This is a genomic window from Diaphorobacter sp. J5-51, assembly GCF_001023515.1.
Taxonomy (GTDB): domain Bacteria; phylum Pseudomonadota; class Gammaproteobacteria; order Burkholderiales; family Burkholderiaceae_C; genus Diaphorobacter; species Diaphorobacter nitroreducens.
In genome coordinates, this window is record NZ_JSYI01000032.1 from 218,036 (window position 1) to 233,965 (window position 15,930).

25 protein-coding genes and 1 pseudogene are annotated in these 15,930 nt (G+C 61.3%); 17 read left to right on the forward strand and 9 right to left on the reverse strand.

Annotated features, from left to right (window positions below):
• Window positions 1-107: 107 nt before the first annotated feature.
• Together OX89_RS05360 and OX89_RS05365 are read left to right on the forward strand one after the other, a co-directional pair.
• Complete coding sequence (locus OX89_RS05360; RefSeq protein ID WP_047349846.1) at window positions 108-629, forward strand: GNAT family N-acetyltransferase; 522 nt, start codon at window positions 108-110, stop codon at window positions 627-629.
• A 22-nt stretch (window positions 630-651) separates the two neighbouring features.
• Window positions 652-1,098 carry an NINE protein gene (locus tag OX89_RS05365; protein ID WP_011806475.1) on the forward strand — a complete coding sequence of 149 codons (447 nt, stop codon included), beginning with the start codon at window positions 652-654 and terminating at the stop codon, window positions 1,096-1,098.
• 141 nt (window positions 1,099-1,239) lie between these two features.
• On the opposite strand, the gene OX89_RS05370 is transcribed toward OX89_RS05365, so the two are convergent.
• The 9 genes and pseudogenes from OX89_RS05370 to OX89_RS05410 all read right to left on the reverse strand — a co-directional run bounded on the left by OX89_RS05370 (window position 1,240) and on the right by OX89_RS05410 (window position 9,664).
• Window positions 1,240-2,250 carry an inorganic phosphate transporter gene (locus OX89_RS05370; protein ID WP_011806476.1) on the reverse strand — a complete coding sequence of 337 codons (1,011 nt, stop codon included), beginning with the start codon at window positions 2,248-2,250 and terminating at the stop codon, window positions 1,240-1,242.
• Between the two features lie 59 nt (window positions 2,251-2,309).
• Entirely contained in the window at window positions 2,310-2,957 is a 648-nt protein-coding gene (locus tag OX89_RS05375; protein ID WP_011806477.1) for a DUF47 domain-containing protein, read from the reverse strand.
• Between the two features lie 184 nt (window positions 2,958-3,141).
• Window positions 3,142-3,311, reverse strand: a pseudogene (locus OX89_RS18485) (DMT family protein); the annotation flags it as partial.
• A 112-nt stretch (window positions 3,312-3,423) separates the two neighbouring features.
• On the reverse strand, window positions 3,424-4,152 hold the full coding sequence (locus tag OX89_RS05385; RefSeq protein WP_047349847.1) for an ABC transporter ATP-binding protein: 729 nt from the start codon (window positions 4,150-4,152) through the stop codon (window positions 3,424-3,426).
• Window positions 4,153-4,164: 12 nt separating this feature from the next.
• On the reverse strand, window positions 4,165-4,947 hold the full coding sequence (locus OX89_RS05390; protein WP_047349848.1) for an ABC transporter ATP-binding protein: 783 nt from the start codon (window positions 4,945-4,947) through the stop codon (window positions 4,165-4,167).
• A 21-nt stretch (window positions 4,948-4,968) separates the two neighbouring features.
• Window positions 4,969-6,045: an ABC transporter ATP-binding protein gene (locus OX89_RS05395; protein ID WP_047349897.1), complete on the reverse strand. Its 1,077-nt coding sequence runs from the start codon at window positions 6,043-6,045 to the stop codon at window positions 4,969-4,971.
• 13 nt (window positions 6,046-6,058) lie between these two features.
• Entirely contained in the window at window positions 6,059-6,988 is a 930-nt protein-coding gene (locus OX89_RS05400; protein WP_011806482.1) for a branched-chain amino acid ABC transporter permease, read from the reverse strand.
• 352 nt (window positions 6,989-7,340) lie between these two features.
• Complete coding sequence (locus tag OX89_RS05405; RefSeq protein WP_047349849.1) at window positions 7,341-8,669, reverse strand: replication-associated recombination protein A; 1,329 nt, start codon at window positions 8,667-8,669, stop codon at window positions 7,341-7,343.
• Entirely contained in the window at window positions 8,666-9,664 is a 999-nt protein-coding gene (locus OX89_RS05410; protein WP_047349850.1) for an integron integrase, read from the reverse strand. The genes OX89_RS05405 and OX89_RS05410 overlap by 4 nt, the downstream gene beginning before the upstream one ends.
• Window positions 9,665-9,799: 135 nt before the next feature.
• Between OX89_RS05410 and OX89_RS18030 the strand changes: the two genes are divergently transcribed.
• The 15 genes from OX89_RS18030 to OX89_RS05440 all read left to right on the forward strand — a co-directional run bounded on the left by OX89_RS18030 (window position 9,800) and on the right by OX89_RS05440 (window position 15,719).
• The gene (locus OX89_RS18030) at window positions 9,800-10,045 is read left to right on the forward strand and encodes a DUF1010 domain-containing protein (protein WP_084002014.1); all 246 of its coding nucleotides are present in this window, start codon (window positions 9,800-9,802) and stop codon (window positions 10,043-10,045) included.
• Window positions 10,046-10,069: 24 nt separating this feature from the next.
• Entirely contained in the window at window positions 10,070-10,306 is a 237-nt protein-coding gene (locus OX89_RS18490; RefSeq protein ID WP_146052198.1) for a hypothetical protein, read from the forward strand.
• Between the two features lie 77 nt (window positions 10,307-10,383).
• The gene (locus OX89_RS18035) at window positions 10,384-10,629 is read left to right on the forward strand and encodes a DUF1010 domain-containing protein (RefSeq protein ID WP_084002006.1); all 246 of its coding nucleotides are present in this window, start codon (window positions 10,384-10,386) and stop codon (window positions 10,627-10,629) included.
• Window positions 10,630-10,684: 55 nt separating this feature from the next.
• Window positions 10,685-11,047, forward strand: coding sequence for a cupin domain-containing protein (locus OX89_RS18040; RefSeq protein ID WP_013722854.1), 363 nt, complete (start codon window positions 10,685-10,687; stop codon window positions 11,045-11,047).
• A 140-nt stretch (window positions 11,048-11,187) separates the two neighbouring features.
• Window positions 11,188-11,433 (forward strand): DUF1010 domain-containing protein, encoded by a 246-nt coding sequence (locus tag OX89_RS18045; protein ID WP_084002007.1) that lies wholly within the window; start codon window positions 11,188-11,190, stop codon window positions 11,431-11,433.
• Window positions 11,434-11,438: 5 nt separating this feature from the next.
• On the forward strand, window positions 11,439-11,825 hold the full coding sequence (locus OX89_RS05415; protein WP_047349851.1) for a hypothetical protein: 387 nt from the start codon (window positions 11,439-11,441) through the stop codon (window positions 11,823-11,825).
• Window positions 11,815-11,907 carry a DUF1010 domain-containing protein gene (locus OX89_RS19345; RefSeq protein WP_369799246.1) on the forward strand — a complete coding sequence of 31 codons (93 nt, stop codon included), beginning with the start codon at window positions 11,815-11,817 and terminating at the stop codon, window positions 11,905-11,907. The genes OX89_RS05415 and OX89_RS19345 overlap by 11 nt, the downstream gene beginning before the upstream one ends.
• 16 nt (window positions 11,908-11,923) lie before the next feature.
• Window positions 11,924-12,169 carry a DUF1010 domain-containing protein gene (locus tag OX89_RS18050; protein WP_084002008.1) on the forward strand — a complete coding sequence of 82 codons (246 nt, stop codon included), beginning with the start codon at window positions 11,924-11,926 and terminating at the stop codon, window positions 12,167-12,169.
• A gap of 16 nt (window positions 12,170-12,185) precedes the next feature.
• Window positions 12,186-12,431, forward strand: a complete 246-nt coding sequence (locus tag OX89_RS18055; protein ID WP_084002015.1) for a DUF1010 domain-containing protein — start codon at window positions 12,186-12,188, stop codon at window positions 12,429-12,431.
• Window positions 12,432-12,447: 16 nt separating this feature from the next.
• On the forward strand, window positions 12,448-12,673 hold a 226-nt coding region (locus OX89_RS05420), incomplete at its 3' end, for a DUF1010 domain-containing protein (protein ID WP_157497340.1).
• Between the two features lie 16 nt (window positions 12,674-12,689).
• Window positions 12,690-12,908 (forward strand): DUF1010 domain-containing protein, encoded by a 219-nt coding sequence (locus tag OX89_RS18060; RefSeq protein ID WP_084002016.1) that lies wholly within the window; start codon window positions 12,690-12,692, stop codon window positions 12,906-12,908.
• Between the two features lie 194 nt (window positions 12,909-13,102).
• Window positions 13,103-14,257, forward strand: a complete 1,155-nt coding sequence (locus OX89_RS18065) for an SEL1-like repeat protein (RefSeq protein WP_084002009.1) — start codon at window positions 13,103-13,105, stop codon at window positions 14,255-14,257.
• 136 nt (window positions 14,258-14,393) lie between these two features.
• Window positions 14,394-14,639 (forward strand): DUF1010 domain-containing protein, encoded by a 246-nt coding sequence (locus OX89_RS18070; protein WP_084002010.1) that lies wholly within the window; start codon window positions 14,394-14,396, stop codon window positions 14,637-14,639.
• A gap of 12 nt (window positions 14,640-14,651) precedes the next feature.
• On the forward strand, window positions 14,652-15,146 hold the full coding sequence (locus OX89_RS05435) for a hypothetical protein (protein ID WP_047349854.1): 495 nt from the start codon (window positions 14,652-14,654) through the stop codon (window positions 15,144-15,146).
• Window positions 15,147-15,203: 57 nt separating this feature from the next.
• Window positions 15,204-15,719, forward strand: coding sequence for a DUF1643 domain-containing protein (locus OX89_RS05440; RefSeq protein ID WP_199856215.1), 516 nt, complete (start codon window positions 15,204-15,206; stop codon window positions 15,717-15,719).
• The last annotated feature ends 211 nt before the right edge of the window (window positions 15,720-15,930 follow it).

Here is a 15,930-nt window from a genome sequence, read left to right on the forward strand (position 1 = left end):
ACACAGCAGTGGCTGCGCTCTGTTTTGCGGCGTTTGAGACACGCGACTTGGCCACCCGGCCAGCGACACGCTGCAAAGTCCGCGATTATATCCACAACACAGAAAAGATGCCCCTCATCCGCGCCAGCCGGGACGAAGACGTCGCCGCCATCACCGCCATCTACACCCACCACGTGCTGCACGGCACGGGCACCTTCGAGATCGACCCGCCCACGGCGCTGGACATGGCGGCGCGTCGCGCGGATGTGCTGGCCAAGGGCCTGCCCTATCTGGTGGCCGAAGAAGCAGGCCAGGTCCTGGGCTTTGCCTACTGCAACTGGTTCAAGCCCCGCCCTGCCTACCGTTTCTCAGCCGAGGATTCGATCTATGTCGCCGACGCGGCGCGCGGCCGGGGCCTGGGACGGCAGTTGCTGGAGGCCCTCGCCGTGCAGGCCGAGGCCGCCGGCGTTCGCAAGCTGCTGGCAGTGATCGGCGACTCGGCCAATGCGGGTTCCATCGGCGTGCACCGGGCCGCAGGTTTCACCGACGTGGGCGTGATGCGCTCCGTGGGCTGGAAGTTCGGCGCCTGGCGCGACATCGTGCTCATGGAAAAGCCCCTGGGCGCGGGCGATACCACCGCCCCCGAATGAAGGCGCGCCAATAATCGCGGCCATGAAGAACAAGACTGTTGCCGCGTGGCTGGCGTTCCTGGGCGGCCCGCTGGGGTTGCACCGCTTTTACCTGTACGGACTGGGCGACTGGATCGGCTGGCTGCTGCCGATCCCCACGGCCCTGGGCGTGTACGGCATCCAGCGCGTGCAGCAATGGGGGCAGGACGACCAACTGAGCTGGATGCTGATTCCACTGCTGGGATTCACTATCGCAGGCTGCGCACTGCGCGCGATTCTCTACGGTCTGATGACGCCCGAGCGGTGGAACGCGCGCTTCAACCCCGCTGCGGCGCCCGACGCCGCGCCGGGGCGGACGCACTGGTTCACGGTGTTTGCCATTGCGACCTCGCTGCTGGTGGGCACGGCCGTGCTGATGGCCAGCATTGCCTTCAGCTTCCAGCGCTACTTTGAATACCAGATCGAGGAAGCGCGCAAGATTTCACAATGAAATCAGGCTCTAGCGCTTGATGGACAAGCGCGAGCAGCTACTCAAACGATAGCAAAATCACTCCAGCCTGGCAGATCGCGGGCGCCGCGCACTGCGGCATAAAACTGGCGTCCACCGGCTCCGCCGCCCCCGCAAAGGTCGTCAATAGAGCTGCAGGCTCACCCAATAGGCGATCGCCGCCACGAAGGCGCTGGCGGGGATGGTCAGGATCCACGCCCAGACGATGTTGCCGGCCACGCCCCAGCGCACGGCGCTGGCGCGCTGGGTGGAACCCACGCCCACGATCGCGCCCGTGATGGTGTGGGTGGTGGACACGGGGATGCCCAGCGCAGTGGCGATGAACAGCGTCATCGCGCCACCGGTCTCGGCGCAGAAGCCCCCCACGGGCTTGAGCTTGGTGATTTTCTGGCCCATGGTCTTCACGATGCGCCAGCCGCCGAACATGGTGCCCATGCCGATGGCCGCGTAGCACGAGATGATGACCCACATGGGGGGCGAGGCATCGCCCGCCGAGGCGTAGCCCGTGGCGATCAGCAGCAGCCAGATGATGCCGATGGTCTTTTGCGCATCGTTGCCGCCGTGGCCCAGGCTGTAGGCTCCGGCGGAGACGAGCTGAAGCCGGCGGAACCACTTGTCCACGCGGTTCGGACTGGTGCGACGGAAGACCCAGGCCACGATCAGCATCATCAACGAGCCCAGCAGGAAACCCAGCATGGGTGACACGAAGATAAAGGCCACGGTCTTGAAGATGCCGCTGGCCACCAGTGCGCCCGCGCCGGTCTTGGCGATCACAGCGCCCACGATGCCGCCGATCAGTGCATGCGATGAGCTGCTGGGGATGCCGTAGTACCAGGTGATGACGTTCCAGGTGATGGCCCCCACCAGCGCGCCGAAGATCACGTGGGTGTCCACCACGCTCGGATCCACGATGCCCTTGCCGATGGTGGCCGCCACGCTCAGGTGGAACACGAAGATGGCGACGAAGTTGAAGAAGGCCGCGAAGACCACGGCCTGCGTGGGCTTGAGCACGCCCGTGGAGACCACGGTGGCAATGGAGTTGGCGGCGTCGTGGAACCCGTTCATGAAGTCGAACACGATGGCGAGCGCCACGAGCACGACCACGATCCACAGGGCGGTTTGTACTGTTTCCATGCTGGGAATGAGGGTGCGAGCCCTGCCAGGGATGCGAAGCGCAGGCCTGCGGCCGCGCCTCAGGAGTTCTCGAGGATGATGCCCTCGATGAGGTTGGCCACGTCTTCGCAGCGGTCGGTGATGGTCTCCAGCAGCTCGTAGATGGCCTTGAGCTTGATGACCTCGCGCACGTCCGGCTCCTCGCGGAACAGCTTGCTCATGGCGCTGCGCAGCACGCGGTCGGCGTCGCCCTCCAGGCGGTCGATTTCCTCGCAGGTCTTGAGCGCGGCCTCGGCCACGGCCGGATCGGCAATGCGCGACAGCAGCTTCACCGCGTCCTGCACGCGCTCGCAGCACTTGAGGCTGAGGTCCGTCAGGCGGGTGATCTCGTCCGTCATGTGGTGGATGTCGTACAGCGCCATGGTCTCGGCCGAGTCCTGGATCAGGTCGGCCACGTCGTCCATGGTGTTGATCAGCGAGTGGATCTGCTCACGGTCAATGGGCGTGATGAAGGTCTTGTGCAGCGTGCGGTTGACCTCGTGCGTCACGCGGTCGGCGGCGCGCTCGGCGTTGTCCACGTCCTGGTTGTACTGGTCGCGCAGGTGGGTGTCGCTGTAGTTCGCCACCAGTTGCGAGAACGCCCGCGCGGCCTCGACGATGCGGTCTGCATGCTGGTTGAACATCTCGAAAAAATTGCCCTCGCGGGGCAACAGCTTTCCAAACAACATGCCGACTCCTGATCGAACCTTCTGGCGGTATATGTGACGCAGAGATGACCAAGACGTGACAAATCTGCGAAAACCGCGAGTTTAACCGGCGCTAGACAGCGCCCGGCGCACCAGGTCAAAGCGGATGCGCAGAGACCCGCGCCCCCGGCAGGGCCAGCGCGGCTCGGCTCCTACGCGCTGCGGNAACAGGTATTCGAACAGGGCGATGCCCCAGCTCACCAGCGCCGCCACGTACCACGGGGCGGTGGCCAGGTTCTTCAGGTGGCCGTACCAGGCCATGGTCATGAAGATGTTGCTGGCAACCAGCAGCAGGATGGTCTGGAGGGGGATGGGCAGGGATTGCAGGGCGTGCATGGCGCGGCGGATTTTACAAGCCAAATCACACTCTAGCGCATATCCATCAAGCGCTGGTAGCTATAAAAAACAAAGCACCGCCGCAGCGGTGCCTGTTCCAGCGGCCGCCCTTTCACTCACCCAGGTAGGCGGCGCGCACGCGCGGATCGCTGAGCAGATCCCGTCCCCCGCCGGCCATGGTGATCAAGCCCGACTCCATCACGTAGCCGCGGTCGGCAATCGCCAGCGCGCGGCTGGCGTTCTGCTCCACCAGCACGATGGTCACGCCCAGGGCATACACGTCGCGCACCACTTCGAAGATCTTGTCCACCATGATGGGCGACAGGCCCATGGAGGGCTCGTCCAGCAGCAGCACCTTGGGCTGGCTCATCAGCGCGCGGCCCATGGCCAGCATCTGCTGCTCGCCACCGGACATGGTGCCCGCCAGCTGGTCCTTGCGCTCGCGCAGGCGCGGGAAGATGGTGAACATCTTTTCGATGTCGGCGGCAATGCCCGCCTTGTCGTCGCGCGTGTAGGCGCCCATGAGCAGGTTCTCGGTGATGGTCATGCGCGCGAACACGCCGCGCCCCTCGGGCACCATCACCAGCCCCTGCTTGACCAGGTCCCACGCGCCCTTGCCCTTGATGCTCTGGCCCAGGTACTCGATGTCGCCATTGTTCATGCCCAGTGTGCCGGTGATGGCCTTCATGGTGGTGGTCTTGCCCGCCCCGTTGGAGCCGATCAATGTGACCAGCTCGCCCTCGCGCACCTCGAAGTCCACCCCCTTGACGGCCTGGATGCCGCCGTAGGCCACCTTCAGGCCCTTGACCTGCAATAGAACTTTGTTGGATTTTTCGGCCATGTCTTGCGTCCTTCAGTGCCCGCCGGTGCCCAGATAGGCCTCGATCACTTTTTCGTTCTTCTGCACGTCGGCAGGGGTTCCCTCGGCAATCTGCTTGCCGTAGTCCAGCACCGTGACACGGTCGCACAGGCCCATGACCAGCTTCACGTCGTGCTCGATGAGCAAGATGGTGCGGTTGTCGTTGCGGATGCGGTCGATCAGCTCGCGCAGTTGCACCTTCTCGGTGGCGTTCATGCCGGCGGCGGGTTCGTCCAGCGCGATCAGTTGCGGATCGGTGGCCAGGGCGCGCGCGATCTCCAGGCGGCGCTGGTCGCCGTACGACAGCGTGCGCGCCTTGAAATCGGCGTACTTGCCGATACCCACGTAGTCCAGCAGCTCCTGCGCGCGCTTGGCGATGGCCGCCTCCTCCTCCTTGAAGCTCTTGGTGCGGAAGATGGCCCCGAAGAGCCCGGAATGCGTGCGGATGTGCCGCCCCACCATCACGTTCTCCAGCGCCGTCATGTCGGCGAACAACCGGATGTTCTGGAAGGTGCGCGCAATGCCCGCCTTGGCCACCAGGTGCACGGCGCGGGGCTCGTAGGGCTGGCCCGCCAGTTCGAAACTGCCCGCATCGGGCGTGTACAGGCCGGTGATGACGTTGAAGAACGTCGTCTTGCCCGCGCCGTTGGGGCCGATCAGGCCATAGACCTGGCCTCGCCGGATGGTGATGCCCACGTCGGACAGCGCCTGCAGGCCGCCAAACCGCTTGGAGATGCCCGCGACCTTCAGCACCACTTCTTTCGATGTATCTGCCATGTTGTTGCTCTACCGGTGGTGTCAGGACTTCTGCGCAAGGCTCTTGCCATGCTCGGGCGCGGGCCACAGGCCCCGCGGGCGCAGCAGCATCACGATGATCATGGCCAAGGCGATCAACAGTTGGCGCAGGATGGACGAGTCCAGCCGCCCGTCGGTCATCGCCTGCAGCGGGCCGGCCACATAGCGCAGCACCTCGGGCAGCGCGGACAGCAGCACGGCACCCAGGATCACGCCGGGAATGTGGCCGATGCCGCCCAGCACCACCATGGCAACGATCATCACCGACTCCATCAGGCTGAACGACTCGGGCGAGACGAAGCCCTGGAACGCGGCGAACATGGCGCCGGCCACGCCGCCGAACGAAGCGCCCATGCCGAAGGCCAGCAGCTTCATGTTGCGCGTGTTGATGCCCATCGCCTTGGCGGCGATCTCATCTTCGCGGATGGCCATCCACGCGCGCCCGATGCGCGAATCCTGCAGGCGATAGCACACCAAAATGGTGACCAGCACCAGGAACAGGAACAGGTAGTAGTACAGCGTGACGGAGTTGATGTCGTAGCCGAACAGCTCCAGCCGCTTGCCCAGGTCCAGCCCGAAGATCTTCACCGAATCGATCTGCCCCAGGCCCTTGGGGCCGTTGGTGATGTTGACCGGGTGGTCCAGGTTGTTCATGAAGATGCGGATGATTTCGCCAAAGCCCAGCGTCACGATGGCCAGGTAGTCGCCGCGCAGCTTGAGCACCGGTATGCCCAGCAGCACGCCGGTGCACGCCGCCAGCACCAGGGCTAGCGGGATCACCATCCACAGCGACATGTGCAGCCCGTCGGGGAAATTGGCGGCAAACCAGGCGAAGTTCTCCGTCAGGTGCGGCGAGGCCAGCAGGCCGAACATGTAGGCGCCCACGGCATAGAACGCCACGTAGCCCAGGTCGAGCAGGCCAGCGTAGCCCACCACGATGTTCAGGCCCAGCGCCAGCATCACGTACAGCAGGGCCAAATCGGCGATGCGCACCCATGCGTTGCCGAAGTACTGCAGCACCAGAGGCAGAACCAGCAGCGCAATGCCGCCCAGGATCCATTGGATCTTGTGGTTTTTCATGGTCGTTGGCTCCTCAGGCGCGGTCGGCCACACGCTCACCCAGCAGGCCCGAGGGGCGCAGCGTCAGGATGATGATGAGCACGATAAAGGCGAAGATGTCGGTGTAGTGGCTGCCCAGCACGCCCCCGGTGAGGGTGCCGATGTAGCCGGAGCCGATGGCCTCGATGAGCCCCAGCAGAAGTCCGCCCACCACGGCGCCAGCCAGGTTGCCGATGCCGCCGAACACCGCCGCGGTGAACGCCTTCAGCCCCGGCAAGAAGCCCATGGTGTGCTGCGCCGTGCCGTAGTTGGAGGCCCACATGATGCCGGCGATGGCGGCCAGCACCGCGCCGATGATGAAGGTGGCCGAGATCACCATGTCGGGCTTCACGCCCATGAGCGCGGCCACGCGCGGGTTCTCTGCCGTGGCGCGCATGGCGCGGCCCAGCCGTGTGTAGTTGACCAGGTAGACCATGGAAGCCAGCGCCACCACCGTCACGCCCAGGATCAGCACCTGGGTGGTGGTGATCACCGCGCCGCCCACTTGGAACGGCTGGGTGGGCAGCAGCGTGGGGTACGGTTTGTAGTTAGGCTTCCAGATGATCATCGCCAGCGTCTGCAGCAGGATCGACATGCCGATGGCGGTGATCAAGGGGGCCAGGCGCGGGCTGTTGCGCAGCGGCCGGTAGGCGACTTTTTCGATGGTGAAATTGAGTACCGCCGCCACCACGCAGGCGATCAGCGTGGCCAGCAGCAGAATGAGCCAGCCGGGCGCGCCCGGCATGGCCTCCTGCATGAGGCCGATGCAGCTCCAACTGGTCAGCGCGCCGACCATGAGCACTTCCCCGTGCGCGAAGTTGATGAGCTGGATGATGCCGTACACCATGGTGTAGCCCAAGGCTATCAAGGCGTACATGCTGCCCAGAACCAGACCATTGATGATCTGCTGCAGCAAGATGTCCATATGTTGAGTCCTTTGTATCGACTATTGACGTGCACACCAGCCAAGCACCGCGAATCGATGCAGCCTTGTGGGCCCGTTCGCCATCTAGCAAAAAACCCGCCAGGCAAGGGTCTGCGCGGGTTTGTGAAGAAATTGCAGTCAGAGGAAACACGCCGTCCCTACCACGTTTGGACGGGGTTTTCCCTTGATTGGAGGGCCCATCAGGCGGGTGCCGCGCGCATTAGGAATATTGATGATTGCGACGCGATCAGGGAATGCGCTTATTCCCAATGGTCATGGATTGGGCTGAACAATGCCGTGCAACGGGACCGTGGTCGGCCCGCCGCTAGCCCCTCACACAGCCACTCGAAGCCTAGGCGTCTGGGGGCATGGCGTCGGGGCCACCCTGCGCGGCCGCATTGCGCGCGCGCAGTTCATCGAGCTTTTGGCCGATCTTTATCTCCAGCCCGCGCGGCACCGGTGCGTAAAAGCCCGGCGGATCCATGCCATCGGGCAGGTAGTTCTCGCCCGCGGCAAAGCCGCCCTCTTCGTCGTGCGCGTAGCGATAGTCCTTGCCGTAGTCCAACTGCTTCATGAGTTGGGTGGGCGCATTGCGCAGGTGCAGCGGCACGGGGCGCGTGCCGTCCTGCTTCACGAAGGCGCGGGCCTTGTTGTAGGCCATGTAGCCCGCATTGCTCTTGGGCGCCACGGCGAGGTAGATGACGGCCTGCGCCAGCGCGAGCTCGCCCTCAGGGCTGCCCAGGCGTTCGTAGGTCTGCGCAGCGTCGTGCGCGATCTGCATGGCGCGCGGATCGGCCAGACCGATGTCCTCCCAGGCCATGCGCACGATGCGCCGCGCCATGTAGCGGGGGTCCGCCCCGCCGTCGAGCATGCGCACCAGCCAGTACAGCGCAGCATCGGGATCGGAGCCGCGCACCGACTTGTGCAGCGCGCTGATGGTGTCGTAGAACTGTTCGCCACCCTTGTCGTAGCGGCGCATGCGCTCGCCCAGCACCTGCAGCAGCCAGGCGTCTTCAATGCGCTCGATGCCCGCCTGGCTTGCGGTGACCTCCAGGGTTTCCAGCGTGTTAAGCAGGCGCCTCGCATCCCCGTCGGCATAGGCGATGAGGCGCTCCAGCGCTGCATTTTCAATAGCTGGGAGCGCTTGCAGCGCCTGGGCCTTGGCCACAATTTGCTTCAAGTCGTCGCTGCCCAGAGGCTGCAGCACATAGACCGCGGCACGCGACAGCAGGGCCGAGTTGACCTCGAACGAAGGGTTCTCGGTGGTCGCCCCCACGAAAGTGAACAGGCCGCTTTCCACATGCGGCAAGAACGCGTCCTGCTGGCTCTTGTTGAAGCGGTGCACCTCGTCCACGAAGACGATGGTGCGCTGCTGCATCAGCCCGTCGCGTGCGCTCTCGGCCAGCTGCACGGCATCGCGGATGTCCTTCACGCCGCCCAGCACGGCGCTGATGCTGATGAACTGCGCATCGAACGCCTCGGCCATCAGGCGCGCAATCGTGGTCTTGCCCACGCCGGGCGGCCCCCACAGGATGCAGCTGTGCGGGCGGCCCGATTCAAACGCCAGCCGCAGCGGCATGCCCGGCCCCAGCACATGCTGCTGGCCAATGACCTCGGCCAGCGAACGCGGACGCAGGCGTTCGGCCAAGGGCTGGTGGGCAAGCGGGGAAGCGCGACTCATAGCGTATCGAGCGGGCTCAACACCCCGCGCCCGCCCTTGTTCAAGACATGGGTGTAGATCATGGTGGTACTCACATCCTTGTGACCCAGCAACTCCTGCACGGTGCGGATGTCGTAACCTGCCTGCAGCATGTGGGTGGCAAAAGAATGCCGCAGCACATGCGGTGTGCAGGGCTTGTCGATGCCCGCGCGGCGCGCTGCCAGCGCCACGGCCTTCTGCACCGACTGCTCCAGCAGGTGATGGCGCCGCTGCACGCCCGAGCGCGGATCCACCGAACGCACCGCGCTGGGGAATACGTACTGCCATCCCCAAGCCGTGGCTGCATTCGCGTACTTCACGGCCAACGCATCAGGCAACCACACGGCACCAAGACCCGCATCCAAGTCCTTGCGGTGCAGCGCACGGGCGCGCTCCATCTGCTCGCGCAACGGTGTGATCAGATTCTCGGGCAGGACGGTCACACGATCCTTGTTCCCCTTGCCTTCGCGCACGATCAGTTCACGCCGTTCGAACTCCACATCCTTCACGCGCAGGCGCAGTGCCTCCAGAATGCGCATCCCCGTGCCGTACAGCAGCGAGGCAACCAGCCACTGCGTGCCCTGCAGGTGCATCAGCAGCTCGCGCACCTCGCGCTGTGTCAACACCACCGGCAGGCGGCGCGCCTTGCGGGCCGAAACAATCTCATCCAGCCAGGGCAAGTCGTGCTGCAGCACCTCTTTGTAGAGAAACAAAATGGCGGCCTTGGCTTGGTTCTGCGTAGAGGCGGACACATTGCGCTCAACAGCCAGGTGGGTCAGAAAAGCGGTGACCTCCGGCGCCCCCATCTCGCGCGGATGGCGCTTGTCATGGAACAAGATGAAACGGCGCGCCCAATCCACGTAAGCCTGCTCGGTGCGAATGGAATAGTGCAGCACCCGGATGCGCTCGCGCATCGACTCCAGCAGCCGGGGCGGCTGTCGCACGGCGGGTTGGCGTGAAACGGAAGGCGCATCCATCCGTGAAATTTTAGGCGGTCTAAATTACCGCTGCCATGGGCGTTTATGGAGAGGCTTGACAGCCTGCTTGACTTAGGCCGCGGCCGGTCGATAGCATGCAGAGATCTAATTCTAGTTAGTCCCATCACCCGTTTCATGCGCGCAGCCACCCGTTCCAGCGCTCCGCCCTGTTCCAAAGGCTTTCAAGCCTTTTGGGCCCCCAGCGCTTGTGCAGCAAGCGCCACCAGCTATCCTTCTTGCAGCGCTGCGCCGCTTCCGTGGCCCAGCGGTTTTTCGTGGGCCGCGCCCTTCTTCAAGTCAGGGCGCCCCCTTTTGGCCTTCGGGTCTAACTCTGCGGTCAAGCGGACCCGCATTCTGCGGGCCGCTTACCTTGGCCGTTAGGCTCAAATGCGACGAGAAGCGAAAATGGTAGGTGCATTCGTTCTGGCGCTTGGGATTTTTGCCCTCGTGGTAAGTGCCAACCTTCTGCTTGGCGGTGCGGCGCAGAGCGGTGGGCTTAGCTGTAAGTCCATTTGCGGTTTGACTTTATTGGTCACGCAGTTCTTTGGTGCTCGCGCTGGTGGGCTTTTGGGCAGCCTGCTATGGCTATTGGTCGGCATCGTTTTTACTTTCGCCGGATATCGGGTGTTTAGTGGCCGTTAACACACCTAACCCGGCGGTCAAGCGGATCCGCCTACGGCGGCCCGCTTACCTAGTCCGTTAGTCCCCTCACCCGCTTTATGCGCGCGGCCACCTGTTCCAGCGCTCCGCCCTGTTCCAAAGGCTTTGAAGCCTTTTGGGCTTCCAGCGCTTGCCAGCCAAGCGCCACCAGCTATCATGCTTGCAGTGCTGCGCCGCTTCCGTGGCCCAGCGCTTTTTCCTGGGCTGCGCCCTTCTTCAAGGCTGGGCGCTCCCTTTTGGCCTTCGGGTCTAACTCTGCGGTCAAGCGGACCCGCATTCTGCGGGCCGCTTACCTTGGCCGTTAGACTTTTGGGCGGCGCGAATCTTGCTGCCCAAAGGCTTGCATTTACGGAGCAAAAAATGAGCACTCACCGCGTGTATAAGTCCCATGAATTCATGCAGCCAGCCGAGAAAGAACCAATACGGTCTGTTGTTGTTGAATCTTCGCATTCAGTTATCGTGGCTTGGCATGTGGAGCCCGGCCAAACTATTGCGCCACATATTCACCCCGACGGACAAGATACATGGACCATCCTTTCAGGGGAAGGTCAATATCAAATTGACGAGCAAGGCAACACCGTTGCAATTGTTCCGGGGGATATCGTAGTTGCAAACAAAGGGCAGGTGCACGGTGTTCTTTGCACCAGCGTTGGCCCACTTCGGTTCATTTCAGTGGTTGCGCCTTTGGATGCTGGTTATGAACCGCTATCAGCAAAAACATAGGGGATATCAAGTGCAACAAGCTGCCTCCGCTCCCCAGCCTAACTGTTTGGTCAAGCTGACGCCAACAGGCTCCGCCTGTTGGTACCCTCCGCTTCGCTCCGGCGCAGCTTACCGCGGGCGTTAGTCCCATCACCCGTTTCATGCGCGCAGCCACCTGTTCCAGCGCTCCGCCCTGTTCCAAAGGCTTTGAAGCCTTTTGGGCCTCCAGCGCTTGTGCAGCAAGCGCCACGAGCTATCATTTTTGCAGCGCTGCGCCGCTTCCGTGGCCCAGCGCTTTTTCGTGGGCTGCGCCCGTCTTCAAGTCCGGGCGCTCCCTGTTGGCCTTCGGGTCTAACTCTGCGGTCAAGCGGACCCGCATTCTGCGGGCCGCTTACCTTGGCCGTTAGCGCTCATGTCAATCGACCTTCGAATATCCTCGTCCGTCTTCGGCGCAGCATTGGCGGCAGTCTTTTTTTGGGGCTACGCGGGCTTAGCGAACGTTGGAAGTGCCGGGAACCCCATGGACCCCGGTCGTTCTGAGGCGATGTTCGCTGGCCCACTCTACTTGCTGCTCCTTCTGATACTTGCCTGGGTTTGCAAAAAATCGAAGGATCCGAGGGCGATCGCTTACGGGATTGAGGTTTGGAAGATATTGAAGAAGACGGGTATTGCGCTGTTGCTTTGTGTTCCCGCTGCATTTTTCTTCATCGGTTTCGTTGCCCCGCCTTTCATCGTCGCAACTTCAGCGGTATATCTTCTGATGTCAGCAATCAATGTGAATGCGAGCAATGGGCACTAACAGGTTTCCCGTTTTGGCTTCTGGGTCTAACCGGGCAGTCAAGCCGACCCGCCTACGGCGGTCGGCTTACTTTCGGCGTTAGTCCCATCACACGCTTCATGCGCGCAGCCACCTGTTCCAGCGCTCCGCCCTGTTCCAAAGTCTTATCTGCCTTTTGGGCCTCCAGCGCTTGCCAGTCAAGCGCCACCAGCTATCATGCTTGCAGCGCTGCGCCGCTTCCGTGGCCCAGCGCTTTTTCATGGGCCGCGCCCGTCTTCAAGGCTGGGCGCTCCCTTTTGGCCTTCGGGTCTAACTCTGCGGTCAAGCGGACCCGCATTCTGCGGGCCGCTTACCTTGGCCGTTAGTCCCATCACCCGTTTCATGCGCGCACCCACCTGTTCCAGCGCTCCGCCCTGTTCCAAAGGCTTTCTAGTCTTTTGGGCCTCCAGCGCTTGCCAGCCAAGCGCCACCAGCTATCATTCTTGCAGTGCTGCGCCGCTTCCGTGGCCCAGCGGTTTTTCTTGGGCTGCGCACGTCGTCAAGGCTGGGCGCTCCCTTTTGGCCTTCGGGTCTAACTCTGCAGTCAAGCGGACTGGCCTACGGCCAGCCGCTTACTTTGGCCGTTAGTCCCATCACCCGCTTTATGCGCGCAGCCACTTGTTCCAGCGCTCGGCCCTGTTCCAAAGTTTTTCAAGGCTTTTTGGGCTCCAGCGCTTGTGCGGCAAGCGCTACCAGCTATCATTTTTGCAGCGCTGCGCCGCTCTCGTGGCCCAGCGCTTTTTCGTGGGCTGCGCCCGTGTCCAAGTCCGGGCGCTCCCTTTTGGCCTTCGGGTCTAACCCGGCGTTCAAGCCGACCCGCCTACGGCGGGNCTTGCTGGGCTTCGCCTGCGTTCGCTTGGTCGGTTTCAAGCCTTTTGGGCCTCTGGCGCTTGTGTAGCAAGCGCTGCTAGCTATCATTCTTGCAGTGCTGCGCCGCTTCCGTGGCCCAGCGCTTTTTCGTGGGCTGCGCCCTTCTTCAAGGCAGGGCGTTCCCTTTTGGCCTTCGGGTCTAACTCTGCAGTCAAGCGGACCCGCATTCTGCGGGCCGCTTACCTTGGCCGTTAGGCCACTCAAGGAGTCAGCATGCCCCTATCCCTAAATGATCGAGAGTTGCTTCTGTTTGCTGTCACGTCAATCAGGTGCCTGATCGCCAAGGGCATCCTCTCAAAGGAGGACATCATGGCCGATCTAGCGAGACAGAACATTGACGCTGAGACGGCATTCAAAATTCATGCTCTGCTAAACGAGACCCCAGAAAAATGAAAAACAGATCATCCCAACTGTCACGGCTCACCGGATTTTCAATATTTCTTCTCTCGCTTGCTTCGGGAGCACATTCCGCAAGCTTTGATTGCCAAAAGGCAAAGTCAGTAAACGAGCGTCTAATTTGCGAGGATGCAGAGCTTTCCAAGCTCGACGATGAACTTGCATTCGCATACAAAGAAGCACTTCGCAAGTCATCCAACCCAAAAGAATTGGTTGCAAATCAGCGCGACGCATGGACGCATAGAGAGAAAGAGTGCTCATCCAAGGCATGTCTGGCGGACTGGTTTTCACAGCGCCAGACCTACTTTAGCGCGACTCCTTTGCAACCAACCGCCCAACTCCCGACCACATATCTCCCTTTGGCACTTCTTTCTGCCGCCGAGAAAGCACTTAAGGAAAAAGACTACGCTACAGCCTTTAGATTGTTCAAACCTCTTGCTGAACAGGGAAATTCTGAAGCCCAAGCTAACCTGGGGCTAATGTATGAACTCGGACAAGGCGTTAATAAAGACTTTGTTGAAGCATTTAAGTGGTATCGATCGGCTGCCGAGCAAGGAACTGCATGGGCTCAGACTAACCTTGGGTTCGCGTATGTCAATGGACGTGGCACCAAAAAAGATGACAAAGAGGCAGCCAAGTGGTTACGTAGTGCAGCCTTGCAGGGAAAGACCAGAGCACAAGAAGTACTCGGGGCCATGTATAACCAAGGGCGCGGCGTCCCACAGGGTCATAAAGAGGCGGCCGAATGGATTAACCCATCCAATTTAATGTACATTGCAAAACTGGAAAAAGACTACAGAAAGCGCGTCCATTTTGAGTCAGCAATAGCAGAGCGGATTGTTCGTAAATTCAATATCGACTGCAACGCGCCCCAGAAGAACGGGCATCACCTGCCGCTGATTAACCTGCTGTATGCCAGGCTTGCTACAGCAGACAGGAGGGACATGTGGATTGAGACAACTGTTCAGGAACGCGATGGAGAGGTTCGGATAATAGATTCCTTGCGAACCCCAGAGAAAGTCTTACATACCACCTCGGTATTTCAAATAAATAAATGGGGCGAGTTGCACCCTATGGGTAGCATCAGAGCAGAAGCAGTGCGCAATGCCTGTTTTGATTCTCACGGGCCAATCTGGTTACTAGAATAAACAGGGGTGCTGTGCTTTTCGGATTGCGCGTTCGGTTGAGCTTGTGTCCAACTTTACCCAAGCCTCCTAACTTCTCAATGCACGGGACTGCCTTCGGCAGCCCGTGATTTTGGACGTTAGTCCCATCAAACGCTCTATGCGCGCAGCCATTCCTTCCAGCGCTTCGCCCTGTTCGCAGGGGTTTCAAGCCTTTTTGGCCTCCAGCGCTTGTGCAGTAAGCGCCACCAGCTATCATTCTTGCAGCGCTGCGCCGCTTCCGTGGCCCAGCGCTTTTTCATGGGCCGCGCACGTCTTCAAGGCTGGGCGCCCCCTTTTGGCCTTCGGGTCTAACTCTGCGCTCAAGCGGACTGGCTTTCAGCCAGCCGCTTACCTTGGCCGTTAGGCGCCAAATGCAATGACTCAGCACGTTGAGAATTCTTCTTACCGAGAACGCCTACTTGAGCATCTGTTCATTGGGGAGCTCTTGAAGCTCTCTTGGACGTCCGGTAGTTGCGCTCTCGAAGTGTCAAAGCCTGAAGTTGACCGCTCTGGCTATGACGTTGTTGCGGAAGCCAACGGTGTCATCCGCCACATACAGCTAAAGACCACATTTATCGGATCCAGCACCAAGACCCAAAAGGTTCATATATCTCTCGGTAACAAGCCTTCTGGTTGCGTGGTGCTTATCCAATTCGACAAAGAGAGCCTCAGCCTTGGCCCTTACCTCTACTTCGGTGGGGCGCCTGGAGATCCGCTGCCATCACTGGCAGATCACAAGATTGCAAAGCACACCAAAGGAAACGCTCAGGGTGTCAAGGCTGAGCGCCCAAACATCCGAACCGTGCCAAACTCTGCCTTCACAAAGATCAAGAGCATTCATGAGCTCTACCTTCAACTGTTTGGCGCCTAACAATTCGTTCAAGCCGAAACCGCTTCGTTGCGGCAAACATGGCAGGAAGAGCTTGCCATGTTTGCCTCCACTACGCGGTTCGGCTTAACTCAGGCGTTAGCACTCATGAAGAAGTCTGCCGTCATCTCCCAGTGTCAGAGCTACCGTTACGAGCTTCGTCGCGTTTGGGATGAGACGAAGCCGCTGGTTCTTTTCATCGGGCTTAATCCTTCCACCGCGGATGCCGAGGTTGAGGACAACACTTCGCGAGTCTGTGCGAACTATGCGAAGCGCTGGGGCTATGGTGGCTTGCTCCTCGGCAACCTGTTCGCGTTCCGCTCAACAGACCAGGCAGGCCTGTTTAAGGCCACGGACCCTATTGGCCCGGAGAACGATGCGGCGCTGGCAAGACTGCAACAGGAGGCAGCATTAGTAGTATGCGCTTGGAGTGGCTCTGGCTCGTACCGGCAGCGTGACCAAGCCGTGCTCGAGGCACTACGTGATCCGCACTGTTTGGTCAGGCTAAAGAGTGGTCATCCGGGGCACCCGCTGTACAAGAGCGCCGCGCTTCAACCCAGACGGTATGAGCGCTAACAATTCGTCCAAGCCGACGCTGCTTCGCGGCGCGGCTTAACTCAGGTGTTAGTCCTCTCATATTCCTCTTTATGCAGGCCTAGCCTATGCCTAACAATTGGCGTGGCCCGGGCTGCCTGACCAACTGGACAAGCCGACGCCGGCAAACTCCCCTTGCGGCTGCCCTCCGTGCTTCTCGATCCGGCGTGGCTTGCCGCGAGTGTTAGACGTT